Source organism: Variovorax sp. LjRoot175, from assembly GCF_964253805.1.
In the GTDB taxonomy this organism is placed as follows: Bacteria; Pseudomonadota; Gammaproteobacteria; order Burkholderiales; family Burkholderiaceae_C; genus Variovorax.
The window spans coordinates 2,648,984-2,664,415 of sequence record NZ_CAXURY020000001.1; the positions used below are offsets into that span (position 1 = coordinate 2,648,984).

The 15,432-nt window shown below is 67.0% G+C and carries 17 protein-coding genes; 11 read left to right on the top strand and 6 right to left on the bottom strand.

The annotated features are described in order from the left end of the window. The first annotated feature begins 16 nt into the window (after positions 1 to 16). The 9 genes from ACSQ89_RS13260 to ACSQ89_RS13300 all read left to right on the top strand — a co-directional run bounded on the left by ACSQ89_RS13260 (position 17) and on the right by ACSQ89_RS13300 (position 11,090). Positions 17 to 1,222, top strand: coding sequence for a YbfB/YjiJ family MFS transporter (locus ACSQ89_RS13260; RefSeq protein ID WP_436290465.1), 1,206 nt, complete (start codon positions 17 to 19; stop codon positions 1,220 to 1,222). Positions 1,223 to 1,391: 169 nt separating this feature from the next. Then, a complete protein-coding gene (rimP, locus tag ACSQ89_RS13265; RefSeq protein WP_093107549.1) occupies positions 1,392 to 2,000 on the top strand; it encodes a ribosome maturation factor RimP in 609 nt (202 codons plus the stop codon). 17 nt (positions 2,001 to 2,017) lie between these two features. After that, positions 2,018 to 3,502, top strand: coding sequence for a transcription termination factor NusA (nusA, locus tag ACSQ89_RS13270; RefSeq protein ID WP_093107547.1), 1,485 nt, complete (start codon positions 2,018 to 2,020; stop codon positions 3,500 to 3,502). A gap of 24 nt (positions 3,503 to 3,526) precedes the next feature. Further along, positions 3,527 to 6,442 (top strand): translation initiation factor IF-2, encoded by a 2,916-nt coding sequence (gene infB, locus ACSQ89_RS13275; protein ID WP_436290464.1) that lies wholly within the window; start codon positions 3,527 to 3,529, stop codon positions 6,440 to 6,442. A gap of 21 nt (positions 6,443 to 6,463) precedes the next feature. After that, positions 6,464 to 6,835, top strand: a complete 372-nt coding sequence (rbfA, locus tag ACSQ89_RS13280; RefSeq protein ID WP_093107543.1) for a 30S ribosome-binding factor RbfA — start codon at positions 6,464 to 6,466, stop codon at positions 6,833 to 6,835. Between the two features lie 2 nt (positions 6,836 to 6,837). Next, entirely contained in the window at positions 6,838 to 7,857 is a 1,020-nt protein-coding gene (gene truB / locus ACSQ89_RS13285; protein ID WP_093107541.1) for a tRNA pseudouridine(55) synthase TruB, read from the top strand. After that, the gene (gene typA, locus ACSQ89_RS13290) at positions 7,854 to 9,686 is read left to right on the top strand and encodes a translational GTPase TypA (protein WP_093107539.1); all 1,833 of its coding nucleotides are present in this window, start codon (positions 7,854 to 7,856) and stop codon (positions 9,684 to 9,686) included. The genes truB and typA overlap by 4 nt, the downstream gene beginning before the upstream one ends. Positions 9,687 to 9,720: 34 nt before the next feature. Continuing rightward, entirely contained in the window at positions 9,721 to 10,590 is an 870-nt protein-coding gene (locus ACSQ89_RS13295) for a DMT family transporter (protein WP_436290463.1), read from the top strand. A 71-nt stretch (positions 10,591 to 10,661) separates the two neighbouring features. Further along, complete coding sequence (locus ACSQ89_RS13300; protein WP_436290462.1) at positions 10,662 to 11,090, top strand: hypothetical protein; 429 nt, start codon at positions 10,662 to 10,664, stop codon at positions 11,088 to 11,090. Between the two features lie 3 nt (positions 11,091 to 11,093). On the opposite strand, the gene ACSQ89_RS13305 is transcribed toward ACSQ89_RS13300, so the two are convergent. From ACSQ89_RS13305 to smpB, 5 genes are all read right to left on the bottom strand, one after another. Beyond that, positions 11,094 to 11,483 (bottom strand): COG4315 family predicted lipoprotein, encoded by a 390-nt coding sequence (locus ACSQ89_RS13305; RefSeq protein ID WP_436290461.1) that lies wholly within the window; start codon positions 11,481 to 11,483, stop codon positions 11,094 to 11,096. 73 nt (positions 11,484 to 11,556) lie between these two features. After that, entirely contained in the window at positions 11,557 to 12,279 is a 723-nt protein-coding gene (locus ACSQ89_RS13310) for an anti-sigma factor family protein (protein WP_436290460.1), read from the bottom strand. Positions 12,280 to 12,296: 17 nt separating this feature from the next. After that, entirely contained in the window at positions 12,297 to 12,806 is a 510-nt protein-coding gene (locus tag ACSQ89_RS13315; protein WP_093107529.1) for a sigma-70 family RNA polymerase sigma factor, read from the bottom strand. Between the two features lie 52 nt (positions 12,807 to 12,858). Next, the gene (locus ACSQ89_RS13320) at positions 12,859 to 13,434 is read right to left on the bottom strand and encodes a putative colanic acid biosynthesis acetyltransferase (protein WP_093107527.1); all 576 of its coding nucleotides are present in this window, start codon (positions 13,432 to 13,434) and stop codon (positions 12,859 to 12,861) included. 10 nt (positions 13,435 to 13,444) lie between these two features. Further along, on the bottom strand, positions 13,445 to 13,921 hold the full coding sequence (gene smpB / locus ACSQ89_RS13325) for an SsrA-binding protein SmpB (RefSeq protein WP_093107525.1): 477 nt from the start codon (positions 13,919 to 13,921) through the stop codon (positions 13,445 to 13,447). A 62-nt stretch (positions 13,922 to 13,983) separates the two neighbouring features. Between smpB and ACSQ89_RS13330 the strand changes: the two genes are divergently transcribed. Together ACSQ89_RS13330 and ACSQ89_RS13335 are read left to right on the top strand one after the other, a co-directional pair. Next, positions 13,984 to 14,430 carry a type II toxin-antitoxin system RatA family toxin gene (locus ACSQ89_RS13330; RefSeq protein WP_093107523.1) on the top strand — a complete coding sequence of 149 codons (447 nt, stop codon included), beginning with the start codon at positions 13,984 to 13,986 and terminating at the stop codon, positions 14,428 to 14,430. Then, positions 14,430 to 14,762, top strand: coding sequence for an RnfH family protein (locus ACSQ89_RS13335; RefSeq protein ID WP_093107521.1), 333 nt, complete (start codon positions 14,430 to 14,432; stop codon positions 14,760 to 14,762). Before ACSQ89_RS13330 ends, ACSQ89_RS13335 begins: the two co-directional genes overlap by 1 nt. Positions 14,763 to 14,887: 125 nt before the next feature. Here the strand turns inward: ACSQ89_RS13335 and ACSQ89_RS13340 are convergent, their stop codons facing one another. Then, positions 14,888 to 15,406, bottom strand: a complete 519-nt coding sequence (locus ACSQ89_RS13340) for a DUF4124 domain-containing protein (RefSeq protein WP_436290459.1) — start codon at positions 15,404 to 15,406, stop codon at positions 14,888 to 14,890. Positions 15,407 to 15,432 lie beyond the last annotated feature (26 nt).

A 15,432-nucleotide genomic window follows, 5' to 3' on the forward strand; every position in this document is an offset into this window, starting at 1 on the left:
AGACGGAGAGCACGAAATGTCGGCGATCGGAAGCGACCGGCGCGGCGCCTGGCGCGCAGCGCTCGCCTGCATGGTGAGCCTGGCGGTGGCGATGGGGCTGGGCCGCTTCGCCTTCACGCCCATGCTGCCGATCATGCTGCACGAGGGCAAGCTGGATCTGCAGGCGGGTGGGGTGCTGGCTTCGCTCAACTACCTCGGCTACTTCGTCGGCGCGCTGTTCTGCGCGGCGATCCGGCTCAAGCCGGCCACGATGGTCCGCGGAGCGCTGGTCGCCACCGCGGCGCTGCTGCTCGGCATGGGCCTGTGGGACAACTTCAGCGTCTGGGGCGTGCTGCGGACGGCGGCCGGCGTCATGAGCGCCTGGACCTTCGTCTTCGCCTCCGGCTGGGGCCTGCGGAGGCTGGCGGAAACGGGCGCCCCGACGCTGCAGGGTGTGATTTACGCCGGGCCGGGCGTCGGCATTGCGGTCACCGGTCTGGTGGGCGGCGCAGTGGGGCGCTGGGGCTCGGAGGCCGGCTGGATTGGCTTGGGCCTGCTGTCGCTGGTCCTGATCGCCGTGATCTGGCGCATCTTCAGCGACGGCGAAAGCGCGCACGCAGCGTCGCCGGCCGCCACCGCCGCGGCACCGAGTGAGGCTGAATCGGCCGCCGCGCGCAACGATGCGCGCTGGCTGGTCGGGCTCTACGGCCTGGCGGGCTTCGGTTACATCATCACGGCGACCTTCCTCCCGGTGATCGCGCGCCAGGCCTTGCCGGGCTCGCCCTGGCCCGATTTTTTCTGGCCCCTGTTCGGCCTGGCGATCGTTCCGGGCGCCCTGATCGGTGCGCGGGCGCCGGTCCACTGGGACAACCGGCTGCTGCTGGCGATCGCCTATGCGCTGCAGGCGCTGGGCGTCGTGCTTTCCGTAGCCTGGCCCACCATCATCGGCTTCACCCTGGGCAGCCTGCTGCTGGGCATGCCTTTCACCACCATCACCCTGTTCGCGATGCGGGATGCGCGGCGGCTGCGCGGCAACGCCGCGGCCGGGCTGATCGGCTATGCAACGGCTTCCTACGGCGTCGGCCAGATCCTCGGGCCGCTGTTTGCGGCGCCGCTGGCGCAGCGCACCGGCTCGTTCACGGTGCCGCTTTTGGTGGCTGCGGCGGTGCTGGCGTTCGGTGCCTTGCTTTTTGCGCTGGTCTGGTGGCGGTCGCAGCGGCCAGAAGGCGCTTTGACCACCTAGAAACCGACGTTCTTACACGTGTTTGGCATATAATTCGAGGCTCACGACCAAACGGGCGGGTACTCACCGCCCGTTTTTTATTGGTCGAAGCATTTCTCGATGCCGCAGGCGGGCAAGCAGGCAGGCGGGGGGCGGCATCGGGGGCACACCAGAAGGCGCATAAAGACACGTGGCATTGCAGCAGACAGTGGAACAAACCGTGGCCGGACTCGGCTACGACCTGGTCGAGATCGAACGCTCGGCCGGAGGACTGCTGCGCGTGACGATTGATTTGCCCTGGAGCGGCCCCATTTCTGAGACTGCAGCCGGTGCGCCGGAGCCTTTCGTCACCGTCGAAGACTGCGAGAAGGTCACCCGCCAGCTGCAGTTCGCGCTCGAGGTGGACGGCGTCGACTACAAGCGGCTCGAGGTGTCCTCGCCGGGTATTGACCGACCGCTGCGCAATGAGCAGGATTTCGAACGTTTCGCAGGCGAGGTGATCGACATCACGCTGAAGGCGCCCATGGGCGCGGCGGCGGCCGGCCAGGTGGCGGCCAATCGCAAGAAGTTTCGCGGCACGCTGGAACGGGTCGCAGGGGCCGATGGCTCGCAGGGGTGGCAGATCGTCTGGAGCGATGCACCTGAGCCGAAGCCCGGTCAGAAGATCAGCAAGAAGCGCGCGCCTGCACCCCTGCAGGCGCTGGGTTTTGCATTGGACGAGCTGCGCGAGGCGCGGCTTGCGCCGATAGTGGATTTCAAGGGGCGCAGGCCCAAACCCGACACGACGGTGTCGGAATGAACAAGGAGAGTGGTGGCATGAATCGCGAAATGTTGATGTTGGTGGATGCGATCTCGCGCGAGAAGAACGTCGAACGCGACGTGGTTTTCGGCGCGGTCGAGTCTGCCCTGGCGCAAGCCACCAAGAAGCTCTACCAGGGCGACGTGGACATCCGCGTCGCGGTCGATCGCGACAGCGGCGACTATGAGACCTTCCGCCGCTGGCACGTGGTGCCCGACGAGGCCGGCCTGCAGCTGCCCGACCAGGAAATCCTGCTGTTCGAAGCCAAGGAAGAGATGCCCGACATCGAGGTCGACGAGTACATCGAGGAATCGGTGGAATCGGTGCCGATCGGGCGCATCGGCGCGATGGCGGCCAAGCAGGTGATCCTGCAGAAGATCCGTGACGCCGAGCGCGAAATGCTGCTCAACGACTTCATGTCGCGCGGCGAGAAGATCTTCACCGGCACCGTCAAGCGGCTGGACAAGGGCGACATCATCGTCGAGGCCGGCCGCGTCGAAGGGCGGCTGCGCCGCAGCGAGATGATCGCCAAGGAAAACCTGCGCAACGGCGACCGCGTGCGGGCCATGATCATGGAGGTCGACCTCACGCTGCGCGGCGCGCCGATCATCCTGTCGCGCGCGGCGCCCGAGTTCATGATCGAGCTGTTCCGCCAGGAAGTGCCCGAGATCGAGCAAGGCCTGCTCGAGATCAAGAGCTGCGCCCGCGACCCCGGATCGCGCGCCAAGATCGCCGTGCTCTCGCACGACAAGCGGGTCGACCCCATCGGCACCTGCGTCGGCGTGCGCGGCACGCGCGTCAACGCGGTCACCAACGAGCTTGCCGGCGAACGCGTCGACATCGTGCTGTGGAGCGAAGACCCGGCCCAGTTCGTGATCGGCGCGCTCGCGCCGGCCAACGTGTCGTCGATCGTGGTCGACGAGGAAAAGCATGCGATGGACGTGGTGGTCGACGAGGAAAACCTCGCGATCGCGATCGGCCGCGGCGGCCAGAACGTGAGGCTTGCCTCCGACCTGACCGGCTGGAAGATCAACATCATGGACGCCAACGAGTCGGCCCAGAAGCAGGCGAGCGAAACCGACGCCAGCCGCAAGCTCTTCATGGAGAAGCTCGACGTCGACGAGGAAATCGCCGACATCCTGATTTCCGAGGGCTTCACCAGCCTGGAAGAAGTGGCCTACGTGCCGATTTCCGAGCTGCTCGAGATCGAGAGCTTCGACGAGGACACGATCAACGAGCTGCGCTCGCGCGCCAAGGATGCGCTCCTCACGATGGAAATCGCCAGGGAAGAGAACGTCGAGAGCGTCTCGCAGAATTTGCGCGACCTCGAAGGACTCGATCCTGAACTCATTCCGAAACTGGCCGAGGCGGGTGTGCACACCCGCGACGACCTGGCCGACCTTGCGGTCGATGAACTCACCGAGATCACCGGCCAGAGCGCCGATGACGCCAAGCACCTCATCTTGAAAGCCCGCGAACACTGGTTCGCAGGCCAAGAGTGACGGTCATGGAGGCACGAAACCAATATGTCCAGTACCACTGTCGCCGAGTTCGCGAACGAGCTCAAGAAGACTCCCGAAATCCTGCTTGACCAGCTCAAGAGCGCGGGGGTGGCCAAGGCCGCCCCGACCGACGCGCTCACCGAGGCCGACAAGCAGCGCCTGCTCGGCTTCCTGAAGGCCAGCCACGGCACGGTCGAGCCCGAGCGCAAGAAGATCACGCTGACCAAGAAGTCGACCAGCGAGATCAAGCAGGCCGACGCCACCGGCCGCGCGCGCACGATCCAGGTCGAGGTGCGCAAGAAGCGCACCTTCATCCAGCGCGACGAGGGCCACCCGGCCACGCCCGAGCCGGCGCAGCAGCCGGCCGAGGCGCCGGCCGCCGCCGCGCCCGCCGCGCCGCGCATCGACGAAGCCGAACTCGCACGCCGCGAGGAGGAAGCGCGCCGCCAGGCCGAACTGATCCGCCGCCAGGAAGAAGAACTGGTCGAGAAGCGTCGCCTGCGCGAGGAAACCGAAGCGCGCGAACGCGAAAAGATCGAGCGCGCCGAACAGGCCGAGCAGGAAGCCAAGGCTGCCCGCAGCAAGAAGGCCGCGGAGAAGCCCGCCACCGTGACCGAAGGTGCGCCCGAAGCGCCCGAGGAAGCACCGGCGGTGAGCAACCGCAAGGCCGCTGCCGAGGCTGCCGCCGCCCAGGTCAAGGAAGACGCCAAGGCCAAGGCGGTTGCCGAATCGAAGGCCCGTGCCGACGAGGAAGCCGTGCGCGCCAAGGACCTCGACGAGCGCCGCCGCAAGGCCCTGGCCGAGGCGGAAGCCATCCGCGCCATGATGAATGCACCGGCGCGCGTGCTGGTGCCGCACAAGGCACCCGAAAAGCCTGCGCCTGAAGCCAAGGCCGCGGTCAAGGGAACGCTGCACAAGCCGGCCACGCCCGCCGCCCGCACGGCGGCGCCGGCTGCGCCCGGCACGACGGCGCCCGGCGCCGCCGGCGCCGGCAAGGAAGTCAAGTCGGCCAAGCTCTCGTCGAGCTGGGCCGGCGACACGGCCAAGAAGAAGGAAATCAAGACCCGCGGCGATGCCAGCGGCGGTGTCGGCCGCGGCAACTGGCGCGGGGGCCCGCGCGGGCGCCGCGGCAACGACCGCGGAGGCCAGGAAGAACGCGTGCAGGCCGCGCCGGTGGAGGCGCGCGTGCTCGAAGTGCACGTGCCCGAAACCATCACGGTCTCGGAACTCGCGCACAAGATGGCCGTCAAGGCGTCGGAAGTCATCAAGCAACTGATGAAGCTCGGCCAGATGGCGACCATCAACCAGTCGCTGGACCAGGACACCGCGATGATCATCGTGGAGGACATGGGCCATACCGCGGTGGTCGCCGCGCTGGACGATCCGGAAGCCTTCACCGACGAGGACGTGTCTGCGCAGAACGCCGAAGCGCTGCCGCGCGCACCGGTCGTGACCGTCATGGGCCACGTCGACCATGGCAAGACCTCGCTGCTCGACTACATCCGCCGCGCCAAGGTCGCCGCGGGGGAAGCCGGCGGCATCACGCAGCACATCGGCGCCTACCACGTCCAGACGGAGCGTGGCATGGTGTCCTTCCTCGACACCCCGGGCCACGAGGCCTTCACCGCCATGCGTGCCCGCGGTGCGCAGGCCACCGACATCGTGATCCTGGTGGTGGCGGCGGACGACGGCGTCATGCCCCAGACCAAGGAAGCCATCAAGCACGCGAAAGCGGCGGGTGTGCCGATCGTGGTCGCGATCAACAAGATCGACAAGGCCGATGCCAACCTCGAGCGCGTCAAGCAGGAGCTGGTGGCCGAGGAAGTGGTGCCCGAAGAGTACGGCGGCGATACGCCCTTCGTCCCGGTCTCCGCCAAGACCGGGCAGGGCGTCGACAACCTGCTCGAACAGGTGCTGCTGCAGGCCGAAGTGCTGGAACTCAAGGCGCCGGTGGATGCCGCGGCCAAGGGCCTGGTCATCGAAGCGCAGCTCGACAAGGGCCGCGGCCCGGTCGCCACCGTGCTGGTGCAGTCCGGCACGCTCAAGACCGGCGACGTGGTGCTGGCCGGCTCGACCTTCGGCCGCGTGCGCGCCATGCTCGACGAGGACGGCAAGTCCATCAAGACGGCCGGCCCCTCGATCCCGGTCGAGATCCAGGGTCTGACCGAAGTGCCGCAGGCCGGCGACGAGTTCATGGTGATGGGCGATGAGCGCCGCGCGCGCGAGATCGCGACCTACCGTGCGGGCAAGTTCCGCAACACCAAGCTGGCCAAGCAGCAGGCTGCCAAGTTCGAGAACATGTTCTCGGACCTGAGCGCCGGCGAAGTCAAGATGGTGCCGATCATCATCAAGGCCGACGTGCAGGGTTCGCAGGAAGCGCTCGCGCAGTCCCTGCTCAAGCTCTCGAACGACGAGGTCAAGGTGCAGGTCGTGTACGCCGCGGTGGGCGGCATCAGCGAGTCGGACATCAACCTCGCGATCGCCTCCAAGGCCATGGTCATCGGCTTCAACGTGCGCGCCGATGCCGGTGCGCGCAAGCTGGCCGAAGGCAACAACGTCGGCATCAGCTACTACAGCATCATCTATGACGCTGTCGACGAGCTGAAGACGGCGATGGCCGGCATGCTGGCACCGGAGCGGCGCGAAGAGGTCATCGGCTCGGCCGAGATCCGCACCGTCTTCGTGGCGTCCAAGATCGGTACGGTCGCGGGCTGTATGGTCACCGCGGGTTCGGTCAACCGCAGCGCGCATTTCCGCCTGCTGCGCGACAACGTGGTCGTCTACACCGGCGAGATCGACTCGATCAAGCGCCTGAAGGACGACGTGCGCGAAGTGCGCGAAGGCTTCGAGTGCGGTATCAAGCTCAAGAACTACAACGACATCAAGGAAGGTGATCAGCTGGAGTTCTTCGAGATCAAGGAAATCGCCCGGACGCTGTAAGCGCCCGATGCGACCCTGACCATGCCCAAGAGAAAAGCCGCTGCCCCCAACCGCGCCTTCAAGGTCGCCGATCAGATCCAGCGCGATCTGACGGAGTTGATCGCGCGCGAGTTGAAGGATCCGCGGGTGGGCATGGTCACGATCCAGGCGGTCGAGGTCACGCCCGACTACGCGCATGCGAAGGTCTTCTTCAGCCTGCTCGTCGGCGACCCGGTGGAAACCACCGAAGCGCTGAACCAGGCCGCGGGCTTCCTGCGCAACGGCCTCTTCAAGCGCCTGCACATCCACACCGTGCCCACGCTGCATTTCCAGTTCGACCGCACGACCGAGCGCGCCGCCGACATGAATGCGCTGATTGCGCAGGCCGTCGCTTCACGTTCCAAAGACGACTGAAGATGAACGCGCCACGCACACGGGTGCAGAGGCGCCCTGTGCACGGGGTGCTGCTGCTCGACAAGCCGCTGGGTCTTTCCAGCAACCAGGCCTTGCAGAAGGCCAAATGGCTGCTGCGCGCCGAAAAGGCTGGCCACACGGGCACCCTCGATCCGCTCGCGAGCGGCGTGCTGCCGCTGTGCTTCGGCGCGGCGACCAAGTTCAGCCAGCTGCATCTCGATGCCGACAAGACCTATGAGGCGACCGCGCGGCTCGGCATCAAGACCTCCACGGGCGATGCCGAAGGCGGGGTGATCGCCGAGCGTCCCGTGGCCGTGACGGCCGAGGACCTGGTGCGCGTCGAAGCGCAATTCACCGGTCCGATCCGCCAGGTGCCGCCGATGCACAGCGCGCTCAAGAAGGACGGCAAGGCGCTCTACGAATACGCACGCGACGGCATCGAGGTCGAGCGCGCCGCACGCGACGTGACGATCCACAAGCTGGCGCTCGGCCGCGTGGAAGACGACCAGATCCGCATCCTCGCAACCGTGAGCAAGGGCACCTACATCCGCACGCTCGGCGAAGACATCGGCGAAGCGCTCGGTTGCGGCGCCCATCTCACCGCCTTGCGCCGCATCGCCACCGGCGGCTTCGAAGTCTCGCAATGCGTGACGCTGGAAGCGCTGGAAGCCATGGGCGAGCAAGAGCGCCTGGCGCGGCTGCTGCCGACCGAAGCCCTGGTGGCCGGCCACACGAGCGTCACGCTCGGCGCCGAAGATGCGGCACGCTTTCTTTCGGGCCTGCGCCGTCGCGGCGACTGGCCCGACGCAGCGGAGGTCGCCGTCTTCGGGCCCGCGCCGTCGCACACCCCCGTTCGCCCTGAGCTTGTCGAAGGGCCGGCGCAGGCTTCGACAAGCTCAGCCCGAACGGATGAAAGAGCATTCCTCGGCACGGCGCACGTCACGGCCGGCGAACTGATCCCGGGGCGCTTGCTGAACCCCATCGAAATCCAGCAGACACTTTTGACCGAAGCGACACCATGAGCACCAACCAGATTCGCAACATCGCCATCATCGCCCACGTGGACCATGGCAAGACCACCATGGTCGACCAACTGCTGCGCCAGTCCGGCACCTTCGCCGAACACGAGAAAGTGGTCGACACCGTGATGGACAACAACGCCATCGAAAAGGAGCGTGGCATCACGATCCTGGCCAAGAACTGCGCCGTGACCTGGAAGGGCACGCACATCAACATCGTCGACACCCCCGGCCACGCCGACTTCGGCGGCGAGGTGGAGCGTGCGCTCAGCATGGTGGATGGCGTGGTGCTGCTGATCGACGCCCAGGAAGGCCCCATGCCCCAGACCCGCTTCGTGACCAAGAAGGCCCTGGCCCTGGGTCTGAAGCCCATCCTGGTGGTGAACAAGGTCGACAAGCCCGGCGCGCGCCCCGACTATGTGGTCAACGCCGCCTTCGACCTGTTCGACAAGCTCGGCGCGACGGATGAACAGCTCGATTTCCCCGTGGTCTACGCCTCGGGCATCAACGGCTGGTCGTCGCTGGAAGAGGGCGAACACGGCGAGCAGTGGGGCCCCGACATGTCGGCCCTGTTCGACACCATCCTCAAGCACGTGCCGGCCCATGCGGGAGATCCCGCCGCGCCGCTGCAGCTGCAGATCTCCGCGCTCGACTTCTCGACCTTCGTGGGCCGCATCGGCGTCGGCCGCATCAACGCCGGCACCATCAAGCCCATGATGGACGTGGTCGTGATGGAAGGTCCGGACGGCAAGTCCGTCAAAGGCCGCGTCAACCAGGTGCTGACTTTCCAGGGCCTGGAACGCGTGCAGGCCACCGAAGCCGGCCCGGGCGAGATCGTGCTGATCAACGGCATTGCCGACATCGGCATCGGCGTGACCGTTACCGACCCGGTGAATCCGGCGCCGCTGCCCATGCTCAGGGTCGACGAGCCGACGCTGACGATGAACTTCTGCGTCAACACCAGCCCGCTGGCCGGCCGCGAAGGCAAGTTCGTCACCAGCCGCCAGATCTGGGACCGCCTGCAGAAGGAGCTGCAGCACAACGTGGCGCTGCGCGTCAAGGAAACCGATGAGGAGGGCATCTTCGAAGTGATGGGCCGCGGCGAACTCCACCTGACCATCCTGCTGGAAAACATGCGCCGCGAAGGCTACGAACTGGCTGTGTCCAAGCCGCGTGTGGTGTTCCGCGACGTCGATGGCGTCAAGCACGAGCCGATCGAACTGGTGACCGCCGACATCGAAGACCAGCACCAGGGCGGCGTGATGCAGGCGCTGGGCGAGCGCAAGGGCGAGCTGGTCAACATGGAGCCGGACGGCCGCGGGCGCGTGCGCCTGGAGTACCGCATTCCGGCGCGGGGCCTGATCGGCTTCACCAACGAGTTCCTGAACCTGACGCGCGGCTCGGGCCTGATCTCCAACATCTTCGACAGCTACGAGGCGCACAAGGGCGACATCGGCAGCCGCAAGAACGGCGTGCTGATTTCCATGGACGACGGCGAGATCTTCACCTACGCGCTGGGCAAGCTGGACGATCGCGGCCGCATGTTCGTGCGGGCGAACGACCCGGTTTACGAAGGCATGATCGTCGGCATCCACAGCCGCGACAACGACCTGGTGGTCAATGCCACGCGCACCAAGCAGCTCACCAACTTCCGCGTCTCGGGCAAGGAAGACGCGATCAAGATCACGCCGCCGATCGACCTCACGCTCGAATACGGCGTGGAATTCATCGAGGACGACGAACTGGTCGAGATAACGCCCAAGAGCGTGCGCCTGCGCAAGCGCTTCCTGAAGGAACATGAGCGCAAGCGCGCCAGCCGCGACACAGTCTAGAGCCGCGCTGTCTCACGGCCGCGCGGTCTGGCTGATGGTCGCCGTGACCCTCATGTGGGCGACGGCGGGCGTGGTCACGCGCCACCTCGAACAGGCGCGCAGCTTCGAGATCACCTTCTGGCGCAGCTTCTTCACGCTGCTGGCCCTGCTCGTGATCCTGCCGCTCTGGCAGGGACGCGCAGTGTTCTCGAAGATCCGCGACGGCGGCCGCGCGTTGTGGATCTCGGGCGTCTGCTGGTGCGTGATGTTCACCGCCTTCATGGTGGCGCTCACGCTGACCAGCGTGGCCAACGTGCTGGTGACCATGGCTCTGGGGCCGCTCTTCACCGCGCTCGCGGCGCGGGTCTTCATCGGCCACCGGCTTCCGGCGCGCACCTGGGCCGCCATCGTGGTGGCGGGCCTGGGCATCGGCTGGATGTACGGCACCCAGCTCGGTGACGGCCTGCTGGCCGGCACGCTGGTGGCGCTCTGCGTGCCGCTGGCCGGCGCCTGCAACTGGACCGTGGTTCAGCATGCGCATGCCAAGGGCCGCGACATCGACCTGGTCCCCTCGGTGCTGCTCGGCGCCGCGGTCTCGTCGCTGGTCACGCTGCCGCTGGCCTGGCCGCTCCAGGCCAATGCGCACGACCTGGGCCTGCTCGCCTTCCTTGGCTTGTTCCAGCTCGCGATCCCGTGTGCGCTGTCGGTGGTCTGCGCGCGCATCCTGAAGGCGCCCGAGGTGGCGCTGCTCGCGCTGCTGGAAATCGTCTTCGGCATCGCGCTGGCCTGGATCGGGGCCGGCGAGCAGCCGGCGCCGAGCGTGCTGACAGGCGGTGCGCTCGTGATCGGCGCATTGGTGTTCAACGAACTGCTCGGGCTGCGTGACCGCCGCGCGGCCGCTATACCCTTGCCGGGGACCCACTAGACTTGGGACTTCTACCGATGTCCGGTGCAAACCCAGGACCGTTTGACTTCCATTTCAAGAGGGAGATATCGATGCGACTTTCCACGTTCCTGCTGGCCGGTGCGCTGGCTACGGCATCCTTGGGCGCCGCGGCCCAGGTGTCGGTCAACATCCATGTGCCGGGCCTCATTGCCGTGGCGCCGCCGGCGCCTCGCTTCGAGCGCGTGCCGGCGCCACGCGTCGGCTACGTCTGGGTGGCCGGCCATTGGCAATACCACCAGGACGCGTATGGCTGGCGCCAGGGCTACTGGGAGCCGGCGCGCCCCGACTATGTCTATGCACCGGGCCGCTGGGTGCGCGCCGACGGCGGCTGGCGCTGGGTCGAACCCAACTGGAAGAGCAAGGGCGGCAAGCACCGCGACCACGACGACGATCGCTATGAACGTCATGGCCGGCATGACGATCACGGCCCCGGCGGCCATCACTGCCCGCCGGGACAGGCCAAGAAGGGCCGCTGCTGAGCCTCAGGGGCGCGCCACCTTCCAGACGTTGTTGACGCCATCGCCGGTCTTGTCGCCGGCCTTGGTGTCCTTGACCCAGTAGTAGAGCGGCCAGCCCTTGTAGGCCCATTGCTTCTTGCCGTCGTCGCGCACGACGATGGTGTAGGCGGCCATCGGCTTGGCCGTGTCGGCCGCCATCAGCGGCGGCCAGTTGGTGGCGCAGGGTCCGTTGCAGGTGGACTTGCCGCTGCCGGCGGTGTCGCGATCGAAGGTGTAGAGCGTCATGCCGGTGGGGCCGACCAGCACGCCATCGGCGGTACGGGTCGGGGTGTCCGGCGCCGATGCGGTCCTGGACAAGCTGCCGCATCCGGCGAGCAGGGCGGCCGCAAGAATCGAAGCGCTGAGCAGTTTCATCAAGTTTTCTCCTTCGGTTAAAAAATCGCAAAAGCCGATACGGCCGGGGCAGTCTAGCGCCCGGGCCTTTTGTTCATAGTTGACGGTAGACCACGCCGGCGAGGCCCAGCAGCGCATCGCGCGGCAGCTTGCCCGCCAATGCATAGCCGAAACCGCGATCGACCCAATAGAAGCTCGGCACCGGACCGTCCGCCGAGTAGCGGAACGCCGTTTCGCCCGCCTGTGCCGGCCCGGCGGCGCTGCCCAGGCTGCCGATGTAGAGGGTCACGCGCTCGCCGTCGGCGCGCTCGAACATGAACTGTGCCCTTGCCCCCTCGCTGCCCGGCAGCAGACGGCCGCCCACGAGCGCGTAGCCCTCGGCCGACAGATCCGGCACCTTGAGCGGCTTGTCGAGCCGCCTGGAGAGCCACTGGACGAGGTGCTGCTGCTCGGCAGCGACCACTTCGACCGGATGCCGCTTCTCGGGCGCATAGACCGCATGCGCCACCGAGGCGGCATGCACGAACTCGCGCGTGGCCGGCGCGCGGGCCAGCGCGGCGCCGGTCTGCTGCGACGCCGACCATTGGTGGTTGCCGACCCAGCCGGCGGCGAAGGCGATCAGCACGCCCGCAGCCATCCCGCCCCAGCGCATCCAGCGCGCCTGTCGGGCCCGGCGATCATCTAGATGCCGGGCCGCCGCCAGCAGCGCTTTGGGAACGGGTTCGTCGAGCACTTCGCGATGCAGTTCGCGCAGCGCGTCGCGCTGGGCTCGCCAGGCGAGCTGGTCGGTGTCGGGAGGCGGCGTGGGGCTGTTCATGGCGGATGAGATGCGGGCTACTTGAGGCGGCGCAGACCGGGGCGGCCCGATGCCGGCGACTCGGTCCCTTCCATCAGGTCCTGAAGCCGGACCCGGGCCCGCGAGAGGCGCGACATGACGGTGCCCACGGGGACATCCAGAATCCTGGCGACCTGCGCGTAGGAGAGGTCTTCGAGCGCCACCAGCAGCAGCACGGCGCGCTGCTCCTCGGGCAGGCGCATCAGGCAGCGCTGCAGGTCGATGGTCCGGTCGCGATGGCCGTCGCCACTGCTCAATTCATGCGCCACATCATCGATGTCCACCGTGGCGCGCGGCGGTGCGCGCCGCACCTGGCTCGCGAACACGTTGTGCATGAGCGTGAAGAGCCAAGCCCGCAGATCGCTGCCCACGATCCACAAGCGCCACTTGCTGCAGGCGCGCTCCAGCGTGTCCTGCACCAGGTCGTCCGCGGCCCAGGCGTCTCCCGTCAGCGCGCGCGCATAGCGCCTGAGGCTGGGGATGTGGTCGACGAGGGCGCGTGAATCCATCGCTGCACTAACGCCGTGGGGGCGCGGTTTATTCCACCGTGCCCGAAAAAATTCAGTGCTCGCTGCGCAGCACTCGCCGCTTGATCGGCTTGGCAGGGTTGCCGCCGTACACCGTCCAGGGATCCAGGGAGCGGAAGGCGACGCTGCGGGCGCCCAGCACCGCGCCTTCGCCCACTTCCACACCGGGCCCGACGAAGGCTTCTGCCGCGATCCAGGCGTCGGCGCCGATGGTGATCGGGCTCGCCGTCAACTGGAAACTCGCAGAGGAAATGTCGTGGCTGCCTGCGCACAGGTGTGCGCCCTGCGAGACCAGCGCGGCGCGCTCGAGCCGGATCGGCGCCATGTTGTAGCAAATGACCCGTTCAGCCAGCATCGCGCGATCGGCCAGGTGCAGATGCGGCGGATACCAGACCCGCGCGCTGCCGCGCACGTCGCTGGATTCGCCCAATTGCGCGCCGAAGAGTTTCAGCAGAAAGCGGCGCCAGAAGCGCATCTGCGGCGGCGTCCAGGAGGCGAGCAGCGCCCAGCTCAGGTTCCAGGCCGCGCGCAGCAGCCGGTTGGAAAGCGAGAAACTGGGGCCGCCTTCGAGCGGGTTGACGCGCGCGGCGTCGAGGGGTTGGAGCGCCATGGTGCTTCCTTCAGCGGCTGCGGCTCTTCATGGCCCGCTCGACCTCGCGCTTGCCTTCGCGGTCCTTGATGGTGTCGCGCTTGTCGTGCTCGGCCTTGCCCTTGGCCAGCGCGATCTCGCACTTCACCTTGCCCGCTTTCCAATGCAGGTTGAGCGGCACCAGCGTGTAGCCTTTCTGCTCGACCTTGCCCACGAGGCGGCGAATCTGCTCCTTGTGCAGCAGCAGCTTCTTGGTGCGCACCGAATCGGGCGTGATGTGCGTCGAGGCCGAACGCAGCGGGTTGATCTGGCAGCCGATCACGAACAACTCGCCGTCGCGGATCACGACGTAGCCGTCGGTCAGTTGCACCTTGCCTTCGCGCAGCGATTTGACTTCCCAGCCCTCCAGCACCATGCCGGCCTCGAAGCGTTCTTCGAAGAAGTAGTTGTACGCGGCCTTCTTGTTGTCCGCGATCCGGGAGGAGGTGTCTTGTTTTTTTGTGGCCATGGTGTGTCAGGTGAGGGCTGCATGGCTTCAATACAATCCGTCGCGCACGCTGTGCCGATTCTATGAAAACAGTCCACAAGTCCATCCTGATCTGGTACAGCGCCGAAGAGATGTACTCCCTGGTCACTGACGTGACGAAGTACCCCGAGTTTCTCCCCTGGTGCGACAAGGCCAAGGTGATCGAGCACGACGCCGCCGGCATGACGGCCGAAGTCGGCCTCGCTTTCAGCGGTTTTCACCACAGCTTCACCACCCGCAACACCCATGTGCCGGGCCGCGAGGTCCATTTGAAGCTGGTCGACGGACCGTTCTCCAACCTCGACGGCGTCTGGAAGTTCACCCCGGTGGGCGAGGCGGGCGAGCGGGCCTGCCGCGTCGAGCTCAACCTCAGCTACGGCTTCAGCAATTTCGCGTTGCAGGCGCTGGTCGGGCCGGTGTTCGACAAGGTCGCATCCAACCTCGTGGAGGCCTTCGTCAAGCGCGCCGAGCACATCTACGACAAGATCTGATGCTGCAGGTGACCGTGGCGTACTCGCCGGCGCCGCGCGAGGTGTTCGAAGAGGTGCTGGGCGTGGCCGAAGGCGCGACAGTGCGCGATGCCGTGCGCGCAAGCCATCTGCCGCTTCAATTCCCGCAGCTCGACTGGCAGGCGATGCAGCCCGGAATCTGGGGCCATGCGGTGGCATGGGATCAGGCTCTGGCAGACCTCGACCGCATCGAGCTCTGCCGCGCGCTCACGGTGGACCCCAAGGTCGCACGGCGCGAGCGATTCAAGAAACAGGGCGCACGCGGAACGGGCCTGTTCGCACGCCGCCGCAAGGGCGGCAAGGCCGGGTATTAGGCTCGGGGTGTGCGGGTGATCAGGCGGGAAACACCGCGGAACCGGCTTCGCCGGGCCGCTGGTGTTGCCCCCGGAAGGGGGTTGGCGAAGCGACACGAAGTGCGCGAAGCCTGGGGGCGAGCCTATTACTTGCAGTCGGCGCCGATCACCGACTGCAGGCGCTCCTGCTCGGCGGCCCGCGCCTTGTCGTCCATGATCTCGCGCTCGCCCTGGGCGTTTACGCGGGCCACGCGGATGCCGCTGTCGAAGGTGGCCTTGGCCTGGCGCGCCCGCTGGCAGTTCTCGGCCTTGGCCTGGGCGATCTTCTGAGCCTCGGCGGCCTTCTTGGCCTTTTCGGCTTCCTCGGCCTTGCGCGTTTTCTCCTCGAGTTCCTTGTCCACGCCGCTGGGCCTGGCGCCGCTGGCGGCAACGCGGGGCGCAGCAGCGGCATCGGCCTCGGGAGTTGCCGGTGCAGGGCTGAAGTTCGGCCGCGAGGAGGGCGCACCCGGCCGGCGCAGGATGTTCTTGTCCGGAATCTCGGGCGGCGGGGCCTGGTCGCTGAAGACCTTCTTGTTGTCCTTGTCGATCCACTGCCACTGGGCATTGGCGCCCATCGACAGCAACAGGCAGGCCGATCCGAATACGAGCAAGTGCGCGATTTTCATGGCCGGCAGTTTAGCGCCGCCTTACG

Coding starts and splice junctions, on each gene's coding strand:
- ACSQ89_RS13260 (WP_436290465.1), top strand. CDS start 17: ATGTCGGCGATCGGAAGCGACCGGCGCGGCGCCTGGCGCGCAGCGCTC.
- nusA (WP_093107547.1), top strand. CDS start 2,018: ATGAATCGCGAAATGTTGATGTTGGTGGATGCGATCTCGCGCGAGAAG.
- infB (WP_436290464.1), top strand. CDS start 3,527: ATGTCCAGTACCACTGTCGCCGAGTTCGCGAACGAGCTCAAGAAGACT.
- rbfA (WP_093107543.1), top strand. CDS start 6,464: ATGCCCAAGAGAAAAGCCGCTGCCCCCAACCGCGCCTTCAAGGTCGCC.
- truB (WP_093107541.1), top strand. CDS start 6,838: ATGAACGCGCCACGCACACGGGTGCAGAGGCGCCCTGTGCACGGGGTG.
- typA (WP_093107539.1), top strand. CDS start 7,854: ATGAGCACCAACCAGATTCGCAACATCGCCATCATCGCCCACGTGGAC.
- ACSQ89_RS13295 (WP_436290463.1), top strand. CDS start 9,721: ATGGTCGCCGTGACCCTCATGTGGGCGACGGCGGGCGTGGTCACGCGC.
- ACSQ89_RS13300 (WP_436290462.1), top strand. CDS start 10,662: ATGCGACTTTCCACGTTCCTGCTGGCCGGTGCGCTGGCTACGGCATCC.
- ACSQ89_RS13305 (WP_436290461.1), bottom strand. CDS start 11,483: ATGAAACTGCTCAGCGCTTCGATTCTTGCGGCCGCCCTGCTCGCCGGA.
- ACSQ89_RS13310 (WP_436290460.1), bottom strand. CDS start 12,279: ATGAACAGCCCCACGCCGCCTCCCGACACCGACCAGCTCGCCTGGCGA.
- ACSQ89_RS13315 (WP_093107529.1), bottom strand. CDS start 12,806: ATGGATTCACGCGCCCTCGTCGACCACATCCCCAGCCTCAGGCGCTAT.
- ACSQ89_RS13320 (WP_093107527.1), bottom strand. CDS start 13,434: ATGGCGCTCCAACCCCTCGACGCCGCGCGCGTCAACCCGCTCGAAGGC.
- smpB (WP_093107525.1), bottom strand. CDS start 13,921: ATGGCCACAAAAAAACAAGACACCTCCTCCCGGATCGCGGACAACAAG.
- ACSQ89_RS13330 (WP_093107523.1), top strand. CDS start 13,984: ATGAAAACAGTCCACAAGTCCATCCTGATCTGGTACAGCGCCGAAGAG.
- ACSQ89_RS13335 (WP_093107521.1), top strand. CDS start 14,430: ATGCTGCAGGTGACCGTGGCGTACTCGCCGGCGCCGCGCGAGGTGTTC.
- ACSQ89_RS13340 (WP_436290459.1), bottom strand. CDS start 15,406: ATGAAAATCGCGCACTTGCTCGTATTCGGATCGGCCTGCCTGTTGCTG.